Origin of the sequence: uncultured Friedmanniella sp., assembly GCF_964244285.1 — a bacterium.
Classification (GTDB): domain Bacteria; phylum Actinomycetota; class Actinomycetes; order Propionibacteriales; family Propionibacteriaceae; genus Microlunatus.
The window spans coordinates 373,189-389,457 of the sequence record NZ_CAXTHT010000004.1 but is presented as its reverse complement, the minus strand read 5'-3'; the positions used below and the strand labels follow the sequence as shown (position 1 = coordinate 389,457).

At 73.5% G+C, this 16,269-nt stretch carries 16 protein-coding genes; 7 read left to right on the top strand and 9 right to left on the bottom strand.

Going from position 1 to position 16,269, the window contains the following annotated elements; all coding sequences use genetic code 11:
- Positions 1-2 precede the first annotated feature (2 nt).
- The 4 genes from ACFE7W_RS13020 to ACFE7W_RS13005 are packed head-to-tail and all read left to right on the top strand — an operon-like array spanning position 3 to position 3,703.
- Positions 3-1,181 (top strand): cysteine desulfurase family protein, encoded by a 1,179-nt coding sequence (locus ACFE7W_RS13020; RefSeq protein ID WP_375425222.1) that lies wholly within the window; start codon positions 3-5, stop codon positions 1,179-1,181.
- 19 nt (positions 1,182-1,200) lie between these two features.
- A complete protein-coding gene (gene mnmA, locus ACFE7W_RS13015) occupies positions 1,201-2,274 on the top strand; it encodes a tRNA 2-thiouridine(34) synthase MnmA (RefSeq protein WP_375425221.1) in 1,074 nt (357 codons plus the stop codon).
- Positions 2,271-3,272, top strand: a complete 1,002-nt coding sequence (locus ACFE7W_RS13010; RefSeq protein ID WP_375425220.1) for a hypothetical protein — start codon at positions 2,271-2,273, stop codon at positions 3,270-3,272. Before mnmA ends, ACFE7W_RS13010 begins: the two co-directional genes overlap by 4 nt.
- A gap of 32 nt (positions 3,273-3,304) precedes the next feature.
- Positions 3,305-3,703 carry a hypothetical protein gene (locus ACFE7W_RS13005; RefSeq protein WP_375425219.1) on the top strand — a complete coding sequence of 133 codons (399 nt, stop codon included), beginning with the start codon at positions 3,305-3,307 and terminating at the stop codon, positions 3,701-3,703.
- 4 nt (positions 3,704-3,707) lie between these two features.
- Here the strand turns inward: ACFE7W_RS13005 and ACFE7W_RS13000 are convergent, their stop codons facing one another.
- The 4 genes from ACFE7W_RS13000 to ACFE7W_RS12985 are packed head-to-tail and all read right to left on the bottom strand — an operon-like array spanning position 3,708 to position 7,730.
- The gene (locus ACFE7W_RS13000; protein WP_375425218.1) at positions 3,708-4,724 is read right to left on the bottom strand and encodes an ABC transporter substrate-binding protein; all 1,017 of its coding nucleotides are present in this window, start codon (positions 4,722-4,724) and stop codon (positions 3,708-3,710) included.
- A gap of 20 nt (positions 4,725-4,744) precedes the next feature.
- On the bottom strand, positions 4,745-5,581 hold the full coding sequence (locus tag ACFE7W_RS12995; RefSeq protein WP_375425217.1) for an ABC transporter ATP-binding protein: 837 nt from the start codon (positions 5,579-5,581) through the stop codon (positions 4,745-4,747).
- Positions 5,578-6,651: a FecCD family ABC transporter permease gene (locus ACFE7W_RS12990; RefSeq protein ID WP_375425216.1), complete on the bottom strand. Its 1,074-nt coding sequence runs from the start codon at positions 6,649-6,651 to the stop codon at positions 5,578-5,580. The genes ACFE7W_RS12995 and ACFE7W_RS12990 overlap by 4 nt, the downstream gene beginning before the upstream one ends.
- A complete protein-coding gene (locus ACFE7W_RS12985; protein ID WP_375425215.1) occupies positions 6,648-7,730 on the bottom strand; it encodes a FecCD family ABC transporter permease in 1,083 nt (360 codons plus the stop codon). Before ACFE7W_RS12985 ends, ACFE7W_RS12990 begins: the two co-directional genes overlap by 4 nt.
- 28 nt (positions 7,731-7,758) lie before the next feature.
- Between ACFE7W_RS12985 and ACFE7W_RS12980 the strand changes: the two genes are divergently transcribed.
- Together ACFE7W_RS12980 and ligA are read left to right on the top strand one after the other, a co-directional pair.
- Positions 7,759-8,601, top strand: a complete 843-nt coding sequence (locus ACFE7W_RS12980) for a siderophore-interacting protein (protein ID WP_375425214.1) — start codon at positions 7,759-7,761, stop codon at positions 8,599-8,601.
- 67 nt (positions 8,602-8,668) lie between these two features.
- The gene (gene ligA, locus ACFE7W_RS12975) at positions 8,669-10,903 is read left to right on the top strand and encodes an NAD-dependent DNA ligase LigA (RefSeq protein ID WP_375425213.1); all 2,235 of its coding nucleotides are present in this window, start codon (positions 8,669-8,671) and stop codon (positions 10,901-10,903) included.
- Here the strand turns inward: ligA and ACFE7W_RS12970 are convergent.
- From ACFE7W_RS12970 to ACFE7W_RS12950, 5 genes are read right to left on the bottom strand one after another with little or no spacing between them, the layout of a single operon-like run.
- A complete protein-coding gene (locus ACFE7W_RS12970) occupies positions 10,900-11,763 on the bottom strand; it encodes a phytanoyl-CoA dioxygenase family protein (protein WP_375425212.1) in 864 nt (287 codons plus the stop codon). The genes ligA and ACFE7W_RS12970 overlap by 4 nt on opposite strands.
- Complete coding sequence (locus tag ACFE7W_RS12965; RefSeq protein ID WP_375425211.1) at positions 11,763-13,271, bottom strand: MFS transporter; 1,509 nt, start codon at positions 13,269-13,271, stop codon at positions 11,763-11,765. Before ACFE7W_RS12965 ends, ACFE7W_RS12970 begins: the two co-directional genes overlap by 1 nt.
- Positions 13,272-13,287: 16 nt before the next feature.
- Positions 13,288-14,028 (bottom strand): polysaccharide deacetylase family protein, encoded by a 741-nt coding sequence (locus ACFE7W_RS12960; RefSeq protein WP_375425210.1) that lies wholly within the window; start codon positions 14,026-14,028, stop codon positions 13,288-13,290.
- Entirely contained in the window at positions 14,025-14,252 is a 228-nt protein-coding gene (locus ACFE7W_RS12955) for a hypothetical protein (RefSeq protein ID WP_375425209.1), read from the bottom strand. Before ACFE7W_RS12955 ends, ACFE7W_RS12960 begins: the two co-directional genes overlap by 4 nt.
- Positions 14,253-14,308: 56 nt before the next feature.
- Positions 14,309-14,932 (bottom strand): amino acid-binding protein, encoded by a 624-nt coding sequence (locus ACFE7W_RS12950; RefSeq protein ID WP_375425251.1) that lies wholly within the window; start codon positions 14,930-14,932, stop codon positions 14,309-14,311.
- A 91-nt stretch (positions 14,933-15,023) separates the two neighbouring features.
- On the opposite strand from ACFE7W_RS12950, the gene ACFE7W_RS12945 reads away from it, so the two are divergent.
- The gene (locus ACFE7W_RS12945) at positions 15,024-16,199 is read left to right on the top strand and encodes a DUF1015 family protein (RefSeq protein ID WP_375425208.1); all 1,176 of its coding nucleotides are present in this window, start codon (positions 15,024-15,026) and stop codon (positions 16,197-16,199) included.
- The last annotated feature ends 70 nt before the right edge of the window (positions 16,200-16,269 follow it).

Genomic DNA, 16,269 nt, shown 5'->3' with positions numbered 1-16,269 from the left:
GCGTGTCCGTTCCCCGCGCGTCCCGCGTCTACCTGGACCACGCTGCCACCACGCCGATGGTGCCGGCCGCCGTCGAGGCGATGACCCGTGAGCTGACCCGGGTCGGCAACGCGTCCGCACTGCACGGCTCGGGACGGGCCGCCCGGCGCGTCGTCGAGGACTCGCGTGAGCTCATCGCGGACCGCGTCGGGGCCCGTCCGGCCGAGCTGATCTTCACCTCCGGCGGCACCGAAAGCGACAACCTCGCCGTCAAGGGCGGCTACTGGAGCCGCCGCGACGGCCGCAGGAACCGGGTCGTGGTCAGCGCGGTCGAGCACCACGCCGTCCTCGACTCCGCGAGCTGGCTGGCTGCGGCCGAGGGCGCCGAGCTGGACCTGCTGCCCGTCGACGTCATGGGGCGGCTGGACCTGGCCGCCGCCGAGAGACTCGTCGACGAGCGCACCGCCGTCGTCTCGGTGATGGCGGCCAACAACGAGGTCGGCACCCGGCAGCCGGTGGCCGAGGTGGCTCGGCTGGCCACGGCCGTGGGGGCCGTCTCGCACAGCGACGCCGTCCAGGCCGTCGGCCACGTGCCGCTCGACTTCGCCGCCAGTGGCCTGGACCTGATGACCTTCACCGGCCACAAGCTCGGCGGCCCGTACGGGGTGGGCGCCCTGCTGGCCCGGCGCTCGACCGCGCTCACCGCCGTCCAGCACGGCGGCGGGCAGGAGCGCGACGTCCGCTCCGGCACCCTGGACGTCGCGGCGATCGCGGCGTTCGCGGCGGCCGTCGAGGTGGCGGTGGCCGGTCTGGTGGCCGAGGAGGCGCGGCTGCGGGCGCTGCGCGCCGAGCTGGTCGACGGGGTGCTGGCCGCGGTCCCGGGTGCTCGTCTCAACGGCACCCTCGCCGCCGCCGACTCGCTGCCCGGCGTGACGAACCTGGGGTTCGCCGACTGCGCCGCGGACTCGGTGCTGATGCTGCTGGACGCCGCGGGCATCGACTGCTCGGCCGGCTCCGCCTGCTCCGCCGGGGTGGCCCAGCCCAGCCACGTGCTGACCGCGATGGGCGTCGAGGAGACCGCGGCCCGCTCGGCGCTCCGCTTCTCCCTCGGTCACAGCTCCAGCCGGGCCGACGTGCGCGCGCTGCTGGCCGCCCTGCCCGAGGCGGTCAGCCGGGCTCGGGCCGCGGCCGCGTTCGTCTGAGCCTGCGAGAATGGCCCGCATGAGAGTCCTGGCTGCGATGTCTGGTGGCGTCGACTCCGCCGTCGCGGCGGCGCGCGCCGTGGACGCCGGGCACGACGTGACCGGCGTGCATCTGGCGCTGTCGAAGAACCCGCAGTCCTTCCGTTCCGGCGCCCGGGGCTGCTGCTCGAAGGAGGACGCCCATGACGCGCGGCGGGCCGCCGACCGGCTGGGCATCCCGTTCTACGTCTGGGACCTCTCCGACCGGTTCGCCGCCGACGTGGTGGAGGACTTCGTGGCCGAGTACGCCGCCGGGCGCACCCCGAACCCCTGTCTGCGCTGCAACGAGAAGATCAAGTTCTCCGCCGTCCTGGACCGCGGCGTCGCGCTCGGCTTCGACGCGGTGTGCACCGGTCACTACGCCACCCTGGTGGCCACGGTCGGAAGGGTCGAGCTGCACCGGGCGCTGGACGCGGGCAAGGACCAGTCCTACGTCCTCGGTGTCCTCGACGGCGCCCAGCTGGCGCGCTCACTCTTTCCCGTCGGCGGCTCGCTCAAGTCCGAGGTGCGGGCCGAGGCGCAGCGACGTGGCCTGCTGGTCGCCGACAAGCCGGACAGCCACGACATCTGCTTCATCCCCGACGGCGACACCGCCGGCTTCCTCGACCGGCACCTGGGGTCTCGGCCAGGCGTCGTGGTCGACCAGGCGGGAGAGCCGGTCGGGGCGCACGAGGGCAGTCATCACTTCACGGTCGGCCAGCGGCGCGGCCTCCGGCTCGGCGTCCCGGCCGCGGACGGCCGGCCGCGCTACGTGCTGGACATCTCCCCGGTCGACAACACGGTCACCGTCGGCCCGCACGAGGCGCTGGCCGTCCGTCGGATCGAGGGCCGGCGTCCCCGCTGGGCCGGGCCCGTCGTGCCCGGCCCGTGGCGCGGGCACGTCCAGGTCCGGGCGCACGGGGCTGCGCTGGCCGCGTCGGCCCTGATCGAGTCCGACCGGGTCGAGCTGCAGCTGGACGAGGCCGCCGCGGGCGTCGCGCCCGGCCAGGCCGCCGTCCTCTACGACGGCAGCCGGGTGGTCGGCAGCGCCACCATCGCGGCCACCCAGCCGTGACCGCGTTGCTAGCGGACCACGTCCTCAGCACCGGCATCGGTTCGTGGCCGGGCACCGACATGGCCGACGCCATCGCCATCGCCTTTGGCGAGGCCCCTGAGCTGCCGTACCTGCCCGAGCTGCCCGGTCGCGGACCGCACGGGCAGCTGGTCGGGCGGACCACGGCCCTGCTGGCGGGGCTGTCGGTCGACCTGCAGCCGGCCGGCTGGCGGCTCACCGACGGCTCCAGCCGCGAGCACCGGGTGGCCAGGTCGACCCTGCGTTCCGATCTCGACCTGCTCGAAGAGCTGGCCCAGGGCTACGCCGGCCGGTTCAAGCTCTCCGCCGCCGGACCCTGGACCCTGGCCGCGACGATGGAGCGTCCCCGCGGCGACCGGGTGCTCGCCGACTCCGGAGCCCGGCGTGACCTCGGCCAGTCGCTGACCCAGGGGCTGGGCGACCTGACCGAGGAGCTGCAGCGCCGACTGCCCGACCTCGACCTGGTCGTCCAGGTGGACGAGCCGTTGCTGCCCGCCGTGCTCGCGGGTTCGGTGCCGACGGCCAGCGGCTTCTCCCGGCACCGGGTCGTCGACCTGCCCGAGGCGAGCGGCGCGTACCGCCAGCTCGTCGACCGGCTCGGGTCGGTGCCGCTCGCTGTGCACTGCTGTGCCGCCGGTACGCCGGTCGCGCTGCTGCACCAGGCCGGTGTCCGCGCGCTGGCCCTCGATCTCGACCAGCTCACCACCGGTGACTGGGACGTGCTGGGCGCCGCCCTGGAGGCCGGGCTCGTGCTGGGCCTGGGTGCCCTCCCTACCGATCGGGCGTGGTCGGCCGACCAGGTCGCCCAGCGGGCCCTGGTGCCGCTGCGAGCCCTCGGGTTGGACCCGGCCCTGCTGACCGGTCGGCTGGTGCTGACCCCGGCCTGCGGCCTGGCCGGTCAGACCGCGGCAGCGGCCGTGCAGAGCCTCCGGACGGTGCGGCAGGCTGCGGCGATCCTGACCGAGCAGCTCACCGACTAACTCTGGCCGGCCGCACGCGGCATGATGAGGGCGTGCAGACCAAGCAGCTCCGCATCCTGTCCACCCTGCTCTTCGCCTTCGCCATCGCGCAGGCCGGGCTCGGCTCCGGCTACCTCGAGGGCGGCCGCGGCCTGCTGATCGCGCACGCGACCAACGCGTTCGCCGTCCTCGTGCTCACCGTGCTCGCGGTGGTGCTGGGCTTCGGTCACCGCCGCGGCGGCGGCCCCGGCTGGGTCTTCTACCTGCCGCTGGGGCTACTGATCGCCGTCGCCGTCCAGGTGGCGCTCGGGTTCGCCGGCGCCCGCAGCATTCACGTCTTCTGGGGCGTGCTGTACCTCTGCGGGGTGACCGCGTACTGCTCCTACACCTACCGCGAGCTGCCGTCGGCCAAGACCGGCCCGGTCTCGGCCGACGTGCCACGGGCCCGCTGAGCCCTTACGAGGTGAGCTTGCGGCTGTCCCCGAGCCAGCCCGCGAGCTTGGTCATGTAGTCGGCCTGCGAGGCGTAGTCCAGCGCCGGGAACGTCCAGCTGTGCACCTGCCCGGTCTTCAGCGCGGCGTTGTCGGCGAAGGTCGGCTGCTTCTTCAGGTCGGCCACCTGGTAGCCCTGCTGGGACAGCAGGAGGACGTCACCGGTGATCTGGCCGGCGTTCTCCCACGAGTAGATGCCCCAGTAGTAGCCCTTGGGCTTCGGGTTGACGAAGTCGACGCCGACCGAGGAGTACAGCTGCAGCACCGGTTCGTCGCTCGGCCGGGTGACGTAGGCGCCGTCGCCGTCGGCGTACATCGACACGACGGACAGGTCCTTCTGCTGCGCGGCCTGTTCGAGCGCGTCCTGGGCGGTGTCGAAGCGCTGCTCGGCGGCGTCGATGGTCGCCTTCGGCGCGCCGAGGGACGTGGCGAGGTCGGCGATGTGCTCGATGACGTCCTTGCCCTCGCCGCCCCACTTGACCTGGGCGACGGGCGCGATGGCTTCGATCTGCTTCTGCTGCTCCTGGTCCTTGAAGCCGTAGCCAGGCTGGGTCGTGTCCAGCGTGCCCTTGCCGTCGGTCGGGTAGACGGAGGTGACCACGAGGTCGGGCTTCAGCGAGGCGAGCTGCTCCAGGTCGATGTCGCCGTAGGCCACGCCGAGCTGGGCGATGCCGGTGGTGTCGAGGTCGGCGAAGCGGGCGTCCTTGGCCATCGCGAGCTGCCCGAAGGTCCCGACCGGGCGCAGGCCGTACTGCACGAACGAGAGCGCGAGGTCGTTGATGACGACGACCCGTTCGGGTCGGTGGTCGACCGTGACCGTGGCGCCGGTGGCGTCGGTGTAGGACCAGGCACCGGTCGACGCGCTCGCGCCGCCGCCGGTGCCGTCAGAGGTATCGGTGCCGCCGGTGCCCGAGCAACCGGTGAGCAGCAGGGCCGAGGCGAGGACGGTCACGAGGGTGGCGCCGAGAGGGCGGCTTCTCAAGGAATTCACATTAGGTGAGGCTAACCTAATACCTCCGCGTCGGCGAATCCGGCCTGGATCGGTAGGTCGTGCTCGTCGGCTTCGGGTACCACCATCGGGGTGCCGGTCACCGGATCGGCGAGCACGCGAGCCCGGAGGCCGAACGCCCGTGCCAACAGCTCCGGGGTGAGCACCTGCGCCGGTGTCCCGTCGGCGGCCGCCCGGCCCTCGTGCAGCACGACGAGCCGGTCGGAGTAGCGCGCGGCCAGCGTCAGGTCGTGCAGGACCAGGACGATGCTCGACCCCTGCTCGCGGTTGAGCCGCCGGACGAGCCGCAGCACCTCGAGCTGGTGGGCCAGGTCGAGGTAGGTCGTGGGCTCGTCGAGCAGCAGCGTCTCGGCCTGCTGGGCGACGACGAGGGCGATCCAGGCGCGTTGGCGCTGCCCGCCGGACAGGGTGGCCACATCGCGGTGGGCGACCTCCGTCAGGCCGGTCGCGGCGATGGCGTGCTCGGCCACGGCGGCGTCCTCGGCGGTCCAGGGCCTCGCCCACGACTGGTGGGGGTTCCGGCCGCGCATGACGAGGTCGAAGACGCTGGTTCCCGCCGGGGCCACCGGGGACTGCGGCAGGATCGCCAGCCGCCGGGCCACGGACCGGTTCGGTTTCCGGCGGATCGGGACCCCGTCGAGCAGCACCTCACCGGCCTGGGGTCGGAGCACCCGGCCGAGCGCCTTGAGCAGGGTGGACTTGCCGCAGCCGTTGGCGCCGACGAACGTCGTGACCGTCCCCCGCTCGATCCGGAGGTCGAGGTCGCGCAGCACCGGCTGCCGGTCGTAGCCGACCGTGAGCCGACGGGCCTCGAGCACGGGTGCGGTCATCGGGACATCTCCTTGCGGTGGCGGATCAGGAGCCAGATCAGGTACGGGGCGCCGATCACGGTCGTGACGATGCCGACGGGCACCTGCCAGGGAAAGGCGGCGCGCGCGAGCAGGTCGGCGGCGAGCACGAGGGTGGCGCCGAGCGCCCCGGCGAGCAGCAGCGGTGGCCGGTCGGTCCCGGCGAGCCGGAGCGCGATCTGCGGCACCACGAAGGCCACGAAGCCCACCGGGCCGGCCGCCGCGACGGCAGCCGCGGTGAGCACGACGGCCAGGGCGATCACCAGCAACCGGTGTCGTTGCACCCCGAGCCCGACGCCGACGGCGACCTCGTCGCCGAGCTGGCCGATCCCGAGCGCTGCGCTCGTGGCCAGGGCGATCGGGACGGCCACCGCCGTGACGGCCAGCAGCGGCCAGGTGCTCGACCACGACGTGCTCGACAGACTGCCGACGAGCCACTGCGACGCGGCCGCCGCCAGCGTGATCTTCGCGCGCACGAGCAGGTAGCTCGTCCCCGCGTCGAGGGTGGCGCTCACCCCGATCCCGACGAGCACCAGCCGGTAGCTCTGCACCCCGCCGCGCCAGCCGAGGCCGTAGACCACGACCGCGGCCACGAGGGCGCCGATCGTCGCCGCGACCGGGATACCGCCACCGAGCACGAGGGCCGAGACCGAGTAGGTGCCGCCGCCCAGGACGATCGCCGCCACCGCGCCGAGGCTCGCCCCGGAGGTGACGCCGATGATGTCGGGCGTCCCGAGCGGGTTGCGGGTGAACGTCTGGGTGAGCGCGCCGGCGACGCCGAGGGTCAGACCGACGAGCGCGCCGGTGAGGACCCGAGGCAGCCGCAGCGTGGTGACGATGAAGGCCTCCGGGCCGCTCCCCAGCCCCAGCAGGGAGCGCGCCACGGTGGCCGGGGCAATGAAGGTCGAGCCGATCGCCACCCCGAGCACGACCAGCGCCAGGGCGAGGACGACCGCGGCGACGGTGACCGCGAGCACCCGCGGCCGCCAGGCCAGGCCCACCGGCCCGAAGCGGACGCCCCGGCTGCCCGGTGCCGCGATCTCGACCGTCACAGGGAGACCAGCGATCGGCGGCGGGCGATCAGCACGAAGACCGGGCCGCCGACCACGGCGAGGACGATGCCCACCTCGACCTCGGAGAACCCGCCGGCCAGCCGCCCGAGGACGTCGGCGCCCAGCACCAGAGACGCGCCCACCAGGGCGGACACCGGCAGGGCCCAGCGGTGCCCCGTACCGACCAGGGCCCGGGCCACGTGCGGCACGGTCAGGCCGACGAAGCCGATCGGCCCGGCGGCCGCGGTCGCGCCGGCGGCGAGCAGCGTGATCGCGCCGAGCCCGACCAGCCGGGCGGCGACGAGGTTCTCGCCGAGACCCCTCGCGAGCTCGGAGCCGAGGCCCAGCGCGTCGAGGGCGCGGATGTTCCACACCGCCAGTGCGAGCCCGGCGAGCAGGAAGGGCCAGACGGCAGCGAGCACGTCGAGCTGGCGTGCGGCCATCGACCCCACCACCCAGAGGCGGTAGGCGCTGAGGGAGTCCTGGTCGGTGAGGACCACGAACGACGTCAGCGCGCCGAGCAGCGCGGAGACGGCGGCGCCGGCCAGCGCGAGCGGCACGGGGCTGGCCGTCCCGCTGCCGGCGATCGTCACCGAGAAGACGACGACGCTCGCCGCGAGGGCGCCGGCGAGCGCCAGCCAGACGGTGGCGCCGGTCCCGGTGACGCCGAAGACGTACACGCCGAGGACCACCGCCAGGCCGGCTCCGGCCGACACGCCGAAGAGGCCGGGGTCGGCGAGCGGGTTGCGGGTGTGGCCCTGCATCAGGAGCCCCGCGACGCCGAGTGCCGCTCCCACCGCCGCCCCGATGAGCGTCCGCGGCACCCGGGAGCCCCAGACGACCGCCGCGTCGGTGCTCGACCCGGTACGCAGCAGCCCCTCGATCACCTGGCCGACCCCGAGGGGGTTGCTGCCGAGGAGCAGGCTCGCGACGACCGCGACCAGCAGGACGGCCACGAGCCCGACGACGACCGCGAGCCGGCGTCGGCGCGCGGACCGGTGCAGGCCGACGGCGTCGGCCGGGGGCGCGGCCGGGGAGGCGGGGGTCCAGGGTCGGGCCCGAGCGGTGGGGACTGGCACGGCGGACATCTTAGGTTAGCCTTCCCTGATGGCGAACCTCCCGCGTCTGATGCCGACGCACCCACGGCTCTTCCGGGCCCGTGTCCTTCGCGCGGGGCGGTACACGCCGTCGATGCACCGGGTGAGCGTCGGCGGGCCCGACCTGCACGAGTTCGGCTTCGCCGGCTACGACCACTGGTTCCGCCTCTTCGTCCCGTTGCCGCACCAGCCGGACCTCTCGCTGCCGGAGATCGGCGGGCGGGACTGGTACCAGCCCTACCTCGCGGTCCCGGCGGCCGAGCGCCCACACTGCGCCAACTACACGGTCGCCGGCTTCCGTGTCCTCGACGACGGCTCCGCCGAGCTGGATGTCGACTTCGTCGTGCACACGAACGCGGCCGGGGAGCTCGAGGGCGCCGCTGCGGTCTGGGCGTGCGCTGCACGGCCCGGCGACCAGCTGGCCCTGCTCGACCAGGGTCGGATCTTCGACTGCCCCGACGACGCGAGCGAGGTCATCGTCGTCGCCGAGGAGACCGGCCTGCCTGCCGTCGCCGGCATCGCCAGGTCGCTACCGCGGGATGTCGTCGGACGGATCATCCAGGAGGTCCCGACCGCCGCGGACGTCCGCGAGCTCGACGCCCCAGCCGGTGTCGCGGTGACCTGGGTGGTGCGCGAGCAGGTCGGTGACGGGCACCCGGTTCCCGGCCGCGGCGCGCTGGCCGAGCTGCGGCGGCACGTGCCGACCGACGACCAGGGCTACGCCTTCGTCGTGGGGGAGTCCAGGCTCGCGACCGAAGGGCGCCGCCACCTGCACCGGGCCGGGCTGCCGAAGTCGCGGATCACGTTCTCGGGCTTCTGGAAGCACGAGACGCGCCGCCCGCTGCCCGTCTGAGGCCCCGGCCCGCGGGCGCGAAACGTGGCTCGCGAGAACTGTCGGAGGCCGCGGTTACTGTGCTCGGGTGGTCAACGACACCGATCTCGCCGACGCGATCCCTGCTGAGCAGGCGCCGCCGGACGACGCCGCGCGCGCCCGGCACGCGGAGCTGAGCGATGAGCTGAACGAGGCGCGCTGGCGTTACCACGTCCTCGACGACCCGACGGTCTCCGACGGCGAGTACGACCACTCGATGCGCGAGCTGACGGCGCTGGAGGAGCAGTTCCCGGCGCTGCGGACGCCGGACTCGCCCAGCCAGCAGGTGGGGGGGCCACCGTCGACGACGTTCACCCCCGTGCAGCACCTCCAGCGGTTGATGAGCCTGGACAACGTCTTCAACCGTGAGGAGCTCGAGCGCTGGGCCGGTCGGGCCGTCCGCGAGCTGGGCGAGGCGCGGGTGGCCGCGTCCGGCTACCTGTGCGAGCTCAAGGTCGACGGCCTCGCTCTCGACCTGGTCTACGAGCGCGGACGACTGGTGCGGGCTGCCACCCGCGGCGACGGCACGGTCGGTGAGGACGTCACTGACAACGTCCGCACCATCTCGGTCATCCCGCGGACGCTGACCACCGACGAGCCGCCCGAGCTGCTCGAGGTGCGCGGCGAGGTCTACTTCGCCACCGCGGAGTTCGCCGCCCTGAACGAGTCGCTGGTCGCCGAGGGCAAGGCCCCCTTCGCCAACCCCCGGAACGCGGCGGCGGGATCGCTGCGGCAGAAGGACCCCAGGGTCACGGCGTCGCGTCGGCTCGGTTTCGTCAGCCACGGCATCGGCGTCTGGCAGGGCCGGACCCGCGAGCGGCTGTCGCAGGCGTACGAGGCCCTGGCCGGCTGGGGCCTGCCGGTGAGCCCGCACCGCAGTCTCGCGCCGACCCTGGACGACGTCTGGGCCCGGATCGAGTACCTCGGCGAGCACCGGCACTCCGTGGAGCACGAGATCGACGGCGTGGTGGTCAAGCTCGACGAACGGACCGTCCAGGACCAGCTGGGCTCGACGGCCAAGGCGCCGCGCTGGGCGATCGCGTTCAAGTTCCCACCCGAGGAGGTGACCACCAAGCTCCTGGCCATCGAGGTCAACGTCGGCCGGACGGGCCGGGTGACCCCCTTCGGGCTGATGGAGCCGGTGCTGGTCTCGGGTTCCACGGTCGGGATGGCCACCCTGCACAACGCCTCCGAGCTCGAGCGCAAGGGCGTCCTGGTCGGGGACACCGTGGTCCTGCGCAAGGCGGGCGACGTCATCCCCGAGATCGTCGGCCCGGTCGTCGCTCTGCGCACGGGCGACGAGCACGCATTCCTGATGCCCACCCACTGCCCGGCCTGTGGCACCGAGCTGCGGCACGAGAAGGAGGGGGACGCCGATCTGCGCTGTCCCAACCACCGCTCGTGCCCGGCGCAGCTGCGGGAGCGGCTCTTCCACGTGGCCAGCCGGGGAGCGCTCGACATCGAGAACCTCGGCTACCAGTCGGCGACGGCGCTGCTGGACAGCGGTCTGCTGAGCGACGAGGGCGACCTCTTCGACCTGACCGCCGAGCAGCTGAACGGGGTCCCGTTCTTCAGCACCAAGGACGGAGCGCTGCGCGCCAACGGCCAGAAGCTGCTGGACAACCTCCAGACCGCAAGAGAGCGCCCGCTCTCGAAGTTCCTGGTGGCGTTGAGCATCCGGCACGTCGGACCGTCGACCGCGCCGGACCTGGCCCGCGCGTTCGGCTCGGTCGACGCCATCGCTGACGCGAGCGCCGAGGAGCTCGCCGCGGTGGACGGCGTGGGGCCGACGATGGCCACGACGATCGCCGAGTGGTTCGCCGTCGACTGGCACCGCGAGATCGTCCACAAGTGGCAGCTCTCGGGCGCCGCGATGACCGAGGAGCAGCCGGAGCAGCGGGACCAGAGCCTGGCTGGGCTCTCGATCGTGGTCACCGGCGGCCTGACCGGCTTCACCCGTGACACCGCGGCGGAGGCCATCACCTCCCGCGGCGGCAAGGTCGCCAGCTCGGTCTCGAAAAAGACCGCGTTCGTGGTGGTGGGGGAGTCGCCCGGCTCGAAAGCCGACCGCGCGGTCGAGCTCCGGGTGCCCGTTCTCGACGGGGTCGAGGCCTTTCGGGTGCTGCTGGAGGACGGTCCCGACGCCGCGGGAGAGATCGCGACCCGCGCCGAGGAGCCGGCACCGGAGCCGGGGGCCGAGGAGGCTACGCCGAGACCCAGGAAGACCAGAGCCAAGAAGGCCGAGCCAGAGGAGGTGCCGGCGGGTGAGGGGGAGCCAACCTAAGCCTCGCCCATCATCAGGCCCTCGATGGTGTGCAGCTGGGTGATCGGCGTCAGCTCCTCGACGACCGGGCAGGGCAGGTGCGCACGGATACGCTCGGGTAGCACGGCATCGAAGGCTCGGGTGAGGGCCATCGCGTGGTGCTCGGCGTTGCCGGCCCCTGGCGCGTCCAGGCCCAGCACGAGGACGGGACGCGAGAGCTGCGAGTGGTTCTCGGTCCCCCGGTGGATGGTCAGCGCCGAGCGGGCCGAGATGTCGCCCATCGACGGGTACTTCCGGACGGCCCGCTCCTCGTACCGCGGGTAGAGGTGCTTCGGCGGGAACATGCCGTGGTCGAACTCCGCCGACCAGTCCCACTGGGTGCCGGGCGCGATCTCGAACGGACCCATGTCCTCGGCGGTGTCGACGGCGGTGAGGTTGAAGGCCAGCGAGGTCAGCCGGCCTCCGGTCCTGGTCGCGTCCGGCATCGGGAAGTCGCGGTGCCACGGCTGCTGCTTCGCGCCCGCGAAGGGGATGTCGAAGCCCACCTCGACGATCTCGTAGTCGGGTCCGAGCACCGCCTCGGCCACCCGACGCACCCACGGGTGGTCGACCAGGTCGACGAACCCGCTGAGCTGTTCGGGGTGGATCTCGACGTAGTACCGGTTCGGTCCGCGGCCGACGGCCCCGTTCTCGCGGCTGCGCGCCTCGGTGAAGGCCGTCTCGAGGTCAGCCCCCATCTGCGCCGCCCACTCCCGGCTGAAGGCACCGCGCCGGGCGATGATGCCGTCGGTGTAGAGGCCGCGGACGATCCCCACGGTCTCCTCATCGGCGTCGGGCGGCAGCGGCAGCTCATCGGTCTGGCGGGTCTGGGTGAGGGTCATCATCGCTCCTCGGCGGGTTCTTCCATCGTTGCAAGAATGGAGCGTAGCGGTACCTCCCGTAGTGCGACCAGGGCCAGCACGGCCAGCAGCATCACCGGCACGAGCCAGCCGAAGACGGGGGTGAGGGCATCGTTGTAGGCGGTGGCGACGCCGGCCCGGGCCTCGGGCGGCAGCAGCCGGACACGCTCCGGCGTCAGGTCCTCGGGCGTCACCGGCAGTGCGCGCGCCAGCCGCGAGGTGAAGGCAGCGCCCACCACGGCCGAGCCGAGGCAGACCCCGATCTCGCGCAGGAAGCTGTTGGCCGCCGTGGCCGTGCCCACCAGCGAGGGCGGCGAGGAGTTCTGCACCACGACCACCAGCACCTCCCAGGCGCAGCCGATCCCGGCCCCGAGACCGAACAGGTAGCCGGCCGTGAGGGGCAGCGGCGTCGCCGGGGTGAGGGTGGCCAGGAGGGCGAGCGCCACCGCGGTGAGCACCGAGCCGAGCAGGGTGAGCGTCCGGTAGCGGCCCGTCCGGCGGACCAGCCGGGCTGAGCCCACGGTGCAGAGCCCGATGCCGGCGACGAGGCTGAGCATGGCCAGCCCGGCGGCCGTCGGGCCGAGTCCCGTGACCATCTGCAGGTAGGTCGGCAGATAGCCGACCGTGCCGAACATGGCCACCGCCATGGCCAGCCCCGCCAGCACCGCCGCGCGGAACGTCCGGTCCGCGAACAGCGACAGCGGCAGCACCGGCTCGGCGGCCCGCCGTTCCACGGCCACGAACGCGGCCGTGGCCAGGACTGCGACGACCGCGAGCCCGAGCACCGCCGGTGAGCCCCAGGCGAACCGGGTCCCCGCCCACGAGGCGAGCAGCACGACGGCGGTGACGGCCAGGGTCAGCAGCCCGAAGCCCGCGACGTCGGGACGCAGCCGAGCGCGGTTCCGGGGCGGTTCGTGGAGCAGGACAGCGACCGCCACCAGGGCGAGGCCGCCGACGGGGAGGTTGACCCAGAAGGCCCAGCGCCAGCCCGGGCCCTCGGTCAGCCAGCCGCCCAGCACCGGTCCGAGGACGGCGGCGACCGCGAACACCGCAGCCACCGCGCTCAGGTAGGCCGCCCGTTCCCGCGCCGGGACGGCGTCGGCCACCACCGCCTGGACCAGGATGATCATGCCGCCGGCGCCGAGGCCCTGGACCGTTCGGGCGGTGATCAGGACGGCCATGCTGGGGGCCAGCCCGCCGACGACCGAGCCGGCGAGAAAGACCAGCAGGCCGGCCAGCAGCAGCGGCCGGCGGCCGATCAGGTCGCTGAGGCGGCCGTAGAGCGGCATGGTCACGGTCCCGGCGAGGACGTAGGCGGTGTTGACCCAGAGCATGTCGCCGACGCCGTCGAGCTCCCCGACGACGGTGGGCAGGGCGGTGGCGAAGACGGTCTGGTCGAGCTCGGAGAGCAGCAGCGCGAGGGCCAGCGCCACCAGCAGCAGCCGCAGCCGAGCCCGGGTCGGTGCCACGGCGGAGACGGGGGCGGTCACAGTCCTCGCCCTACCCTCACCGGTAGGCGGCGACGCCGAGCAGCCGGTCCACCGTGGTGAAGCCGTAGCCACGGCTGCGCAGCCGGTCGACCAGCGGGCCCACGGCGGCGACGGTCTGCGCGCGGTGGCCGCCCCGTGCCTCGCGGCCGTCGTGCAGGATCAGCATGGCGCCGGGCCGGGCCCTGGTCGCCGCTCCGGCGCTCAGCCGGGAAGCCGACGGCTGGAACACCTCGAGCGGGTGGGCGAACGTGCCCGAGACCACCGACGAGCCGGACGCCACCACGCTGCGCAGCACCCAGGGCCAGTGGCAGAGCCAAGGCGGCCGGTAGAGGGTGGGCCTCCGGCCGGTGATCGCGTGCAGCACCGCGGCGCCGCCGGCGATCTCCTCCCGTTGCCGCGGTTGGCTCAGGTAGCGGGAGAAGGAGTGGCTGAGGCTGTGGTTGCCGAGGACGTGGCCCTCGGCGAGCACTCGGAGCGTGGTCCCGGGATGGCGCTCGGCGCAGCGTCCCACCTGGAAGAACGTGGCCGGGACCCCGCGCTCGCCGAGGACGTCGAGCAGCCGGCTCGTCCACGGCTCGTTCGGCCCGTCGTCGAAGGTGAGCGCCATGACCGGCTGTTCGCCCGGGACCGCAGCGGTGTAGGGAAAGGGGCCGAAGCGTTGGGAGTGGGCGCCGAAACCGAGGTGGTACGCACCTCCCAGGGTAGCGATCGAGGCAGCCGCCAGGGCGGCGCCCGCGGCCGGACGAGGTGCTCTCACGAGCCGATGCCGAAGCCCCAGCTGCCGGTCATCGCGTGGTAGACGTACCAGCCGAGCAGGAAGAGCGCGATCATCGCGCCGAGCAGGGCCAGCCCCACCCAGATCCGCATCCGCTTCTTGGCCTTGGTGCTGGGCACCTTCAGCGGGCCCCACTCACCGATGGTCGGCTGCACGCGCGGCGGCGTGCACCCGTTCAGGTTGAGGTTGCTGAAGATCTTCGGCACGCCGTCCACTCTAGAGGGCGTCCATGCCGGGGGCCGCTCCGCGGAAGGGGAGCGCCCTACTTCACCAGCGCGGCCAGGTGGTGCAGCCGGGCAATCTCTGAGTCCAGGAACGCCGGTCCGCCCAGCCGGCCGATGGCGATCACCCGGTCGCGGGTCAGCGGGGTCACCACCAGCGTGGTGTCGCCCCAGCCGGGGCTCCAGCCGGAGGCGAGGTCCACCCGGTGGGTCACGTCGAACGGCCCGAACGTGGCGGCGATCGCCGGCGTCAGGTCGGGGGCCAGGGTGGTGGAGTAGACGGGCGCGGCCTGGCCGGCCTCGGTCTGCAGCAGGGTGGCCCAGTGCGACCGGAAGACGACAGGGCAGAGCGAGACGAGCGTCTCGGCGGCGTGGCTGGGGTCGGCGGTCATCCGCTCCAGCGCCTCAAGGTCGGACTGCAGGCCGCCGCCCTCGGGGTAGCGGGAGATCCACTCGACCTTGACGCCCTCGAGGCTCTGGCAGGCGGTGATGATGTTCTCGGGCAGCTGACCGGGCGGCAGGTCGACGATGAAGTCGTCCACCACGAAGCCGCCGTCACCCTTCTCGACGATCTCGACGGCGTTGATGTCGCCGCCGACTCCGCCCATAGCGGTGGCCACCGCACCCAGCGATCCGGGTCGGTCGGGCAGGCGTATGCGCATCAGGAACACGGGGTCATCCTCCAACACCGTGATTACCGGGGGGTTTCAGGCCCGGCGCGGTCGTCGACGAAGTCCCGCGTGCCAACCTGGTGCGGTGCCCCGCTTCCTCCCCTTTCCTGCGCTCCGCTACGGAGCCGACGACCTCGACGCCGTGACCGCGCCTCCCTATGACGTGCTCAGCGAGGCCGAGGTCGGCGCGTTCGCGGCCCGCTCGGAGCACAACATCGTCCGCGTGGACGTCCCGCGGGGTGGACCCGAGCGCTACGAGCGGGCGGCCGCGGTCCTGCGGCAGTGGCGGGCCGACGGGGTGCTGGTGGCGGACCGGGAGCCCACCTTCACGCTGTACCGGATGCGCTTCGCCGACGCGACGGGCGCGATCCGGGTCATCGCCGGGGTACTGGGCGGCCTCGAGGTGGTCGACGATGGCGCGGGCGGCGTGCTGCCGCACGAGCGGACGACGCCGAAGGACTCGACCGACCGGCTGGACCTGACCCGGGCCACCGCGACCAACCTGTCGCCGGTCTGGGGGCTCTCGCTGGCGTCCGGGCTGGCCCAGCTGCTCGCGGCGCCTGGGGAACTGCTGGGCACGGTCACCGGCGGTGGCGTGGAGCACCGGGTGGAGCGCGTGGCCGACGCGGACCGGGTGGCGGCCGTCGCGGCCGCCGTCGGCTCGGCGGACGTCCTCATCGCCGACGGCCACCACCGCTACGCCGTCAGCCGGACCTACCGCGACGAGGTCCGGGCCGCCACCGGCCGGCACGACTCCGCCGCCGAGGAGACGCTGACCTTCGTCCAGGAGCTCGTGGCCGACCAGCTCAGCGTGGCCGCCATCCACCGGCTGTACGCCGGCGTCTCCCTCGACGACCTGATCCGGGCCTTGCAGCCCTGGTTCGCGTTGGAGCCGACCCCGTTCCCGGACGCGGCGACGCTGGCGGCGATGGAGGAACACGGGTTCCTCGTCCTGGTCGGACCGGACGTGGCCTGGCGGCTGATACCGAGACAGGCGGTGTTCGACGGCGCCCGCGCGCTGGACGGCGCCTGGCTGGAGCTGGCGTTGGACGGGTCGAACGCCACGGTGACCTACCAGCACGGACTGGCCGAGACACTCGACGCCGTCACCACCGGGGCCGCGAGCGCCGCCGTGCTGATCCGGCCGGTGAGCGTCGCCGAGATCCGGCGCACCGCCCTCGAGGGGCTGCTGATGCCGCCCAAGTCGACGTTCTTCACCCCGAAGCTGAAGACCGGCCTGGTGCTCCGGCCGCTGGCGTGACCTGATCCGGGCCCGAGCACGTCCGCGGCTGGGAGTCCGCCGGCTCGGATGAGGGGCCGCCCCTAGGATG